We start from the raw sequence: 7,100 nt of genomic DNA on the forward strand, positions 1-7,100 counted from the left end.
CGTTAATAATTACGTTTAAGCTAGCTTGTTCTTATAAGGATTGTTGGAAGCTTTAAGGCAGCAGAAAGTGATTCTGCTGCTTTTGTCTTTGTTGCATCTGAGGGAATTTATAAAGAAAATTGGGGGGCATCACTATCCATTGATAACACTGAGTGATTGAGCAGGCGTTCATCCCAATCATCTTGTGACTCGTACTGCCACTGTCCGTTGGTATAGACAAATGACCAACCAGAACCAAGTCCTCCAGTTAAAGGGTCCGTTATAACGAGTGCGACGGGCCTGCCATTTAGATCAAAAAACATCTGACCAGCGTATCTAATTGTGTGCCAGTTAGTGCCCGCGAGAGTGGTAAAATTATCACTCCTGGTACCGTTGTTTATGTCTCTTCCTACGACGCCAATGGAAAATGAACCATCGTTAAATCGAATTCCATATGGATTGTAGATGTCATTACCCTGAGCTTGTTCCTGACCGTATCCATACAAACCAAATCCCAATAGATGCTTCCAAGCGGACGCTTTATACCACGACTTCCAGGACGCCCAGTCTTTATTGTAAAAGCCGCCGCCATTTTTAGCTCTTAAAAATGCAAGTTTTGCGACAGACAAGTTCAGGTTGATCAGATCCCTCTTAATAAGAGACTGTCCTCCTTCAAAGTGAATAGAATCACTTATCGGTTTAGCTCGATCCTTCACATCAAAACTGCATTGGCCTGAGTTACTTGCGCTAGCGCCTGTAAAGAAAGCAGCCCCCATACTAAAGTCGTCGTCATCAAAGTTAGGGCGATCGGGTAAGTCGACATTCATTGATGAGCAGAACGAAGTGAGTAAACTAAAACTCGTAGAAGCCTTTGAGCCTCTTGCGATAATCGATATTCTTTGCAGTAATGCAGATGCCTCTGAAGGGTGTCTATTAATGGTTTGAATTAAAGCCGAAAAGTTTCTTTCTTTTAATGCTTGTATTCTGGAGGGATCTCCATATCCTGAGAAAGTGGGGATTGGCCAATTAAGCTCATTTGCCACATTTTGAGCTAAAATCTCGGTAGGACCATGTCTGCTCAGACTATCGGTGTCAGATGAACCTGTAATATGATGAATTACCTCATGAATTAATGCTTCTTGCCACCATGGGTAGTCGCTTGAATGGATGCTAGGTGCGACGCCTATATTCACGACAGGTGTACCATAGTCGTTCTCGCGAGCTTCATGGCTTGCAATAATTGGCACTTGGTCAGCATCAGAATCTTCGATATCGTCAATTTCTACTTCATCAATATCGGAAAAATCTCCTTCGCGCTCTTCATTAACCTCGTATTCATTGGTGAAGAGAATTTGCCCTACATTTTCTTCGTTATTATGAAGACCAAAAGAAATAGCATGTTGAAATGTTGGCGAATTAAATAGCGCATCTATTAATGTGTATTCTATTGAAGCTGCTGTATGGCGATCGATAATACTTCCATAGCTAGAAACGACCGATTGTGTTATTGCTGAAGAAATAGCTGCTCTTTGAGTGCGTGTTAGAGGTTGCTGCATACCAGTGATGACGACATAGTTAGCATAATCATCACTGTCACGCTCGGGCTTTTCACTTTCAGCAAATGCATCTCTTGGGGTAACAACAGTTAATATCAGGGTTGCAAGTAATACTGGATACTTAAGCATGTTAAACTCAACGCATATTGGGTGGAGTTATATTATTTACTTATCGAAAGCTAAATCAAGTGTTGAAGTGCAAAAATGGGCTTACACTACGAGTCAATCGAACTTAAAAGATTGTAAAGGAATATTCACTTAATTCTCGTATATTCCGTAAAGGGAAATGTTCGGTTGAGCACAAACACGCAGAGTTCTCATTGATCTTTCCGAATGGTTGCGGTATCGCCGAAATCTATATTTCGGCTAGACATGCCAGGCGACTCTAAAGGGAGCCATTGATTGCAGCGCTTGCAAGTAAAGCAACTCAGGAGCCAAAGGTAACTAAAAAAGTTAACCCACTGATAAGTAGCAGAGAGCTGACAGCTTGAGTTAAACCCCATGTGGTCGCGGCAATAGCAAAACGAGTTCAATGCTTTGGGTTCGAAGAGTCAAGTCTAAAGATTAAAGCGGCTGACATTGTCATCAGTACGGTAATTACAGCAGTTGTTTGATTAAATAAAACTACTAAACCAAGAAACAACACAATGCCGCTAGTGGTACAAAGTAGAAGGTTGATCGTAGGGGAATACCAACTTTTACTCATAAATCCAATTATTTAGCGGCACTCTACAACTATAGGGTGCCACGAATAAAATTTGAAGATATCAAGATGCTTGGAATTGACCTACTAGTTGGCTCTCTGGTCTGGTCGGTATATGTTGGCTCGACAAAAACTACATTGATTCAGTTTCTATAATTTCATTCATTAAACGATCAATTTGGAACACGACTTGGATACTCGCCTCTTCCATTGCTTGAACCGCTGTGATTACGCCTTTTGTATCCCCCGAGGCTGCTTGACTCATGGCTTTTCGACCATTGTCATGTACCTGTTTGTGTGGCTCTTCAAGCAATTGATAGCTTCTCAAATGATTGTAAGCTTTACCATCACCGCGATAATACCATTGTCCTAAGCGACACTCTGAGTGAGTATTGATGGTTTCAGTGAATGAACCACTTTGGAGTAGACGGTAGGTGTTATTTTTCCAGATAGCGTGGTCGAGTTTGACCGAATCCAAGAATGCACGAGTAGAAGCAATATGAATCACTTGCTTCATGTTTTCCGACTTCACAACCACTTCGTTAACAATAGAGCTTATTTGCGCGGAAGATGCTGACACTTCTTCAGCGCAAACTTGGTTCTCCCCAATTGAAGTCTTTATCGCGTTTACTTGCCCCAAAACTTGCTTGACTAATGAGTCAATTTTTTCGCTAGCTTCACTGGCCTTACCCGCAAGGGTTCTTACTTCGTCAGCGACGACTGCAAATCCGCGTCCAGCCTCACCTGCGCGCGCAGCTTCAATAGCAGCGTTTAATGCTAAGAGGTTAGTTTGGTCTGAAATCTCTTGGATAGTCGATACAAGGTTAGAAATAGCGCCAGCGGTATGATCCAATATATCGACAGATTGAATGCTTTGAGACGCCTGATCGCTGATCTTAATTGCTCGGTTGTCTAGGCGCACCAATGCTTGATGTGTTTGTTTAAACATATCATCCAGCTGTTGAAGCTCTTGGTTTTCATGAGCCATCGATTTCGCACTTTCAACCATCTCTTTTTGAATGGTTTTGAGCATATCTCCACCTTTCAAGCAATTGGACATCATCTCACTGCTGTTGTGATGTTGTTGATGTGTCAATTGAGCAAGGTCTTGTGACTTATTTAGTTTCATTTCTAGAGCATTAATATCAGATTGATGCTTCTTTTTTAGTTCGGCGAGTTGTTTTTTAAGTGATTGGTTTTCTAGTTTTATTGTTTTTATTCCAAACATAAAATACCTGTATGTATAAATTTAAAATTTATTGTCGATGCTGATAATATTGATTTTGTTGATAACTTACTGTTTTTAAAGATAATAAAAATCTGCGAGATTGTAACAAAATAATACAATGTTGTTAGTCTAAATAGCTTGATTAGGTGATCTGATTAGTAGAAATTATTTACAGTCACTTGTACTAATATTGATCCCGATTTACTTGGAATCCAACTTAAAGACTTAGACTTCATACTAGTTACCATTAGGGCTTCCGCTCTGCGAGTTGTTATTTTACGATAACTTGCTCAAAGACATGAGCATACATAGAGTTAAGTTTTCACTTTGACTCAATGCTTATTTTGAAAGCTTAATAGTGAGCAGATTGATAGAGAACAGCTTTGTTCGTTTCTTGGAATAAAAGGAGTGTTGAGCATTCTTTCTCCCTTGATGTTAATCATATCTGTTTATTATCATGACAACGGTTTTGTTGTTTGAGTGTGATACAAAACATCCAATACAGTTGGAGATCGCCTCCCATGGCCAGGTGGGACACAATGAAGCCTTTAAATCGATGAAAGTACTGTGCTATTTCTATTGTATTTTGGTTAGTGTTGGCTTTTTTGTACTTCTAGTGCTTGTATAAAGAAAGTCGCATATTCGAAGGAACAATGCGACTTTCAAGGACAAAAGGGCGCTATTGACTATCGTGGAGCGTCAATATGTAAAGGTCTGCTCGTTTGGTGAAATAACGCGTCTTATAGGATCGGTTCCATCGTAAAACCAAATTTCAACCAGTAAACTCTTCTGGCTATCAGACATGTTAAAGTCAAACTTCGCCTTACCACTATCTAGAGGAACAGAGACCACTTTGCTTTGATAATCCGCTTTATAGTGTCCCGAACTTTCTTCTTGGTATTGCTTATACAAGCTTAAATGCGCGCGTTGTGAAGAAAAATCACTAATATCGACATCCAGTGAACCAGTCTTTACTGGATCATAGTTAAACCCATCCGGAATCACTAAATCCTGCATTGTTGGATTGTGTTCTTGTGATGCTAATATCGGCTCAGCTGTTGGGGGGGGACTAACATCACTGCTCGCATCTGGAGTGTTAGCGCCAGAGCTATCACCTCCAGAACCACCCCCACATGCAGTAAGCAAAACTCCTGTCAGAACTATTAATAAGTATTTCATAATATTTTCTCTCTATGGAAGATTATAGGTTTTGCCGGCTGCTGGTGATTGGTGCCAATTCTCATCTGTGACACCCCCTGATTCAGCCCAAGCTTGGAACTCTGGATAAGCGTCAACGATATCAATGTATTCAAGTGGCCACTCCCAATCTTCCATTATTAGTAGCGCCCACGGAAGGTATGTTGCAGTTTTAAAGTAGTTGTTTGAACCGTTTAAGCTGGCATCGACACCAATACCATACAAGCTTGTATCAAATTGCTCTGTAGGTGCTTGTCCTGGGAGGTGAACCTCCCAAGTTCTGCCTGGGTGGAATGGGAGCCCTTCGCCGTGATAAGTGTTTGGTGTCGCAAATATGAATGGGTCGTACGGCATGTCGGTAATTGATGAGCGATCAGAGCCTTCGGTAAAATAGACCTCTAAGGTAAAGCTAAACAAAGAGGCACTCGTATCACAGCCCGTTTCGGTTCTAAAGAAAGTACAGCCGCTACTATTGTTTGCGTGCACACTCATGTCTTCACCGATGATAAATATTGCTTCATCGGATATGCTTTCTAAGCCGTTAGAGGGTTGTTCAACACCATCAAACTTCAACGTAGTCAACGTTGATTCAATGCTGCTTCGTGTTATGCCTGGCAGTCGAATAGCAAAGCCATTTTGATACGTTGCCCCATAGGACACTAGCTTCCCTGAAATTTTTATAATTTCAACATGAGTGGCCAATGTGGTTTCAGTAATTTGGAGATCAACTATGACGTCGTTCATGTCATAATCTGCCGTGTACGGCCAGTTGTCCTCAAAGGCGACGGAAGCATAGTCGTCAACACTTGGGAAATACTCAACGGCGTAGCCATTTGCAGTGATGGTAATGGGGTGGTCTTCTACCTCACCAGACGTTGAACCACCGTTGTAGCTAAGCCCTGTTTGCTGACTGAAACGAAAACGGCTCCAGCTTGTCCCTGCTGTAGCAGACTGAGAGACGATGAATGGTAGAGAGTTGCTACCAGCATTGAGCAGCGTGTCAGTGAAGACTTGCTCTCCCGCATCCTCAAAGTCACCGTCTCGGTTCCAATCAAACCAAGCAGATAAGTAACCAGATGAGGACGCCGTTACCTCAATAACTGAACTTAATCCAGGATCTAGGGCTGCGACGAAACCGATGCCATCTTCATCGGCTGTACCAACGGCATTATCGTCTGTAAGAGCCCCAGAATCACCATCAGGAGAGATGCTACCCAGATAAGTCACGCCATCTATGTCATGTCGGGGACCATTTGACGCCAACGTAGTACTGTAAGTGTCAGGGGCATCACCAAAATCAATGTTAGAGTTAGTTGGAACCGCGTCTGCACTAGCGCATCGTGCACCATCATTTGAACCGGATGCCGGACCATTTGCAAAAAAAACACCGTTAACATTCGTTATGTTTGTCGGGTCAGTTAAGTCGACTCTGTAGATATTACCGGAACTATTACTGGCGGCGTAAAGGTAGCCGGCGCCGTCAAAATAAAGTGCACCAAAGCTATTTCCTCCCAACCCGGTATCACCTAAATTCGTTCTAGTTCCGTCCGAACGAAGGTATTCGAACAAATCACCGGTATTATTGTCGATACCGTAAATTTTTCCGTTATTTGGGTGGATTGCGATATCTGCGTGGTTGGCTTTGGTGCTGTTGTAAGTTTTGACTGTTTGCATGGTTAAGCTTGCAGAGGAGTTCGACGCTAAGGGGGCTAAGTTAATTTTGAAGATACCTTTGGTTTTGTTGTAGAAATAGAGATAGTCGTCATAGACATCACCGGCGATGAAACTGTAATTAGGCAAATTTGAGACAGTTACCTCTGATGCTAGAAAATCACTGCCCATCCTCAAAACCCTAGAGCCAGTGCTGTCGTAGCCATATAGGTATCCGTCGTTCTCACTGAAACCTGCCGCATTAAAACCAGACTGTCCCAAGCCAATACTTGCTGTCTCTAAGTTGTTGTTACCTGTCACTAAGTCAACGGAATACACTGAGGCTGGCTTACCTTGTATTAGGTAAGCATCACTTGGGCAAGACGTAAATGGTCCTGCCATACTCACTGAACTTGCTGTCAGTCCTGCTGCTATAACCAATAGTCGTTTCATGCTAGGTCCCTTTTATTTGTCTAAGCATCTATGGGGTTGTCTAAGTGAGTATGAAACTTCTATGCCAGTTATTACTTCATGTTTTATATACTGTATTTTTTAGGGGTATCGCAATTGTCATAATGATAGTCAAAAAAGGAGTGGATTAACGCATGCTACGTTTCCACAACTCTTGAGCCAAAGCCCATGTTCGCTCATTGGTAACGGTTGTTAGATTAGTAAAGGATAAATGTTATCTTTTTTAGAATCATTCAACTGTTCCGTTTTATTATTAAATTAGATAGACCCAAAAACTAAAAGTATTATTCATATATACATGCTTTAACTGTAAGAC

4 protein-coding genes are annotated in these 7,100 nt (G+C 41.8%); all 4 read right to left on the reverse strand.

The features are described from left to right. Positions 1–107: 107 nt before the first annotated feature. Positions 108–1,664 (reverse strand): M85 family metallopeptidase, encoded by a 1,557-nt coding sequence (locus A3712_RS18435; protein ID WP_063524616.1) that lies wholly within the window; start codon positions 1,662–1,664, stop codon positions 108–110. A 707-nt stretch (positions 1,665–2,371) separates the two neighbouring features. Continuing rightward, positions 2,372–3,466: a methyl-accepting chemotaxis protein gene (locus tag A3712_RS18440; RefSeq protein WP_063524617.1), complete on the reverse strand. Its 1,095-nt coding sequence runs from the start codon at positions 3,464–3,466 to the stop codon at positions 2,372–2,374. 699 nt (positions 3,467–4,165) lie between these two features. Beyond that, positions 4,166–4,645: a hypothetical protein gene (locus tag A3712_RS18445; protein WP_063524618.1), complete on the reverse strand. Its 480-nt coding sequence runs from the start codon at positions 4,643–4,645 to the stop codon at positions 4,166–4,168. A 12-nt stretch (positions 4,646–4,657) separates the two neighbouring features. Next, complete coding sequence (locus tag A3712_RS18450; protein WP_063524619.1) at positions 4,658–6,766, reverse strand: LruC domain-containing protein; 2,109 nt, start codon at positions 6,764–6,766, stop codon at positions 4,658–4,660. Between the last annotated feature and the right edge of the window lie 334 nt (positions 6,767–7,100).

The organism is Vibrio sp. HI00D65 (assembly GCF_001635455.1).
Classification (GTDB): Bacteria; Pseudomonadota; Gammaproteobacteria; order Enterobacterales; family Vibrionaceae; genus Vibrio.

Excerpts from the sequence above, each read along its gene's own strand:
- A3712_RS18440 (WP_063524617.1), bottom strand. The coding sequence starts at position 3,466 with ATGTTTGGAATAAAAACAATAAAACTAGAAAACCAATCACTTAAAAAA.
- A3712_RS18450 (WP_063524619.1), bottom strand. The coding sequence starts at position 6,766 with ATGAAACGACTATTGGTTATAGCAGCAGGACTGACAGCAAGTTCAGTG.
- A3712_RS18435 (WP_063524616.1), bottom strand. The coding sequence starts at position 1,664 with ATGCTTAAGTATCCAGTATTACTTGCAACCCTGATATTAACTGTTGTT.
- A3712_RS18445 (WP_063524618.1), bottom strand. The coding sequence starts at position 4,645 with ATGAAATACTTATTAATAGTTCTGACAGGAGTTTTGCTTACTGCATGT.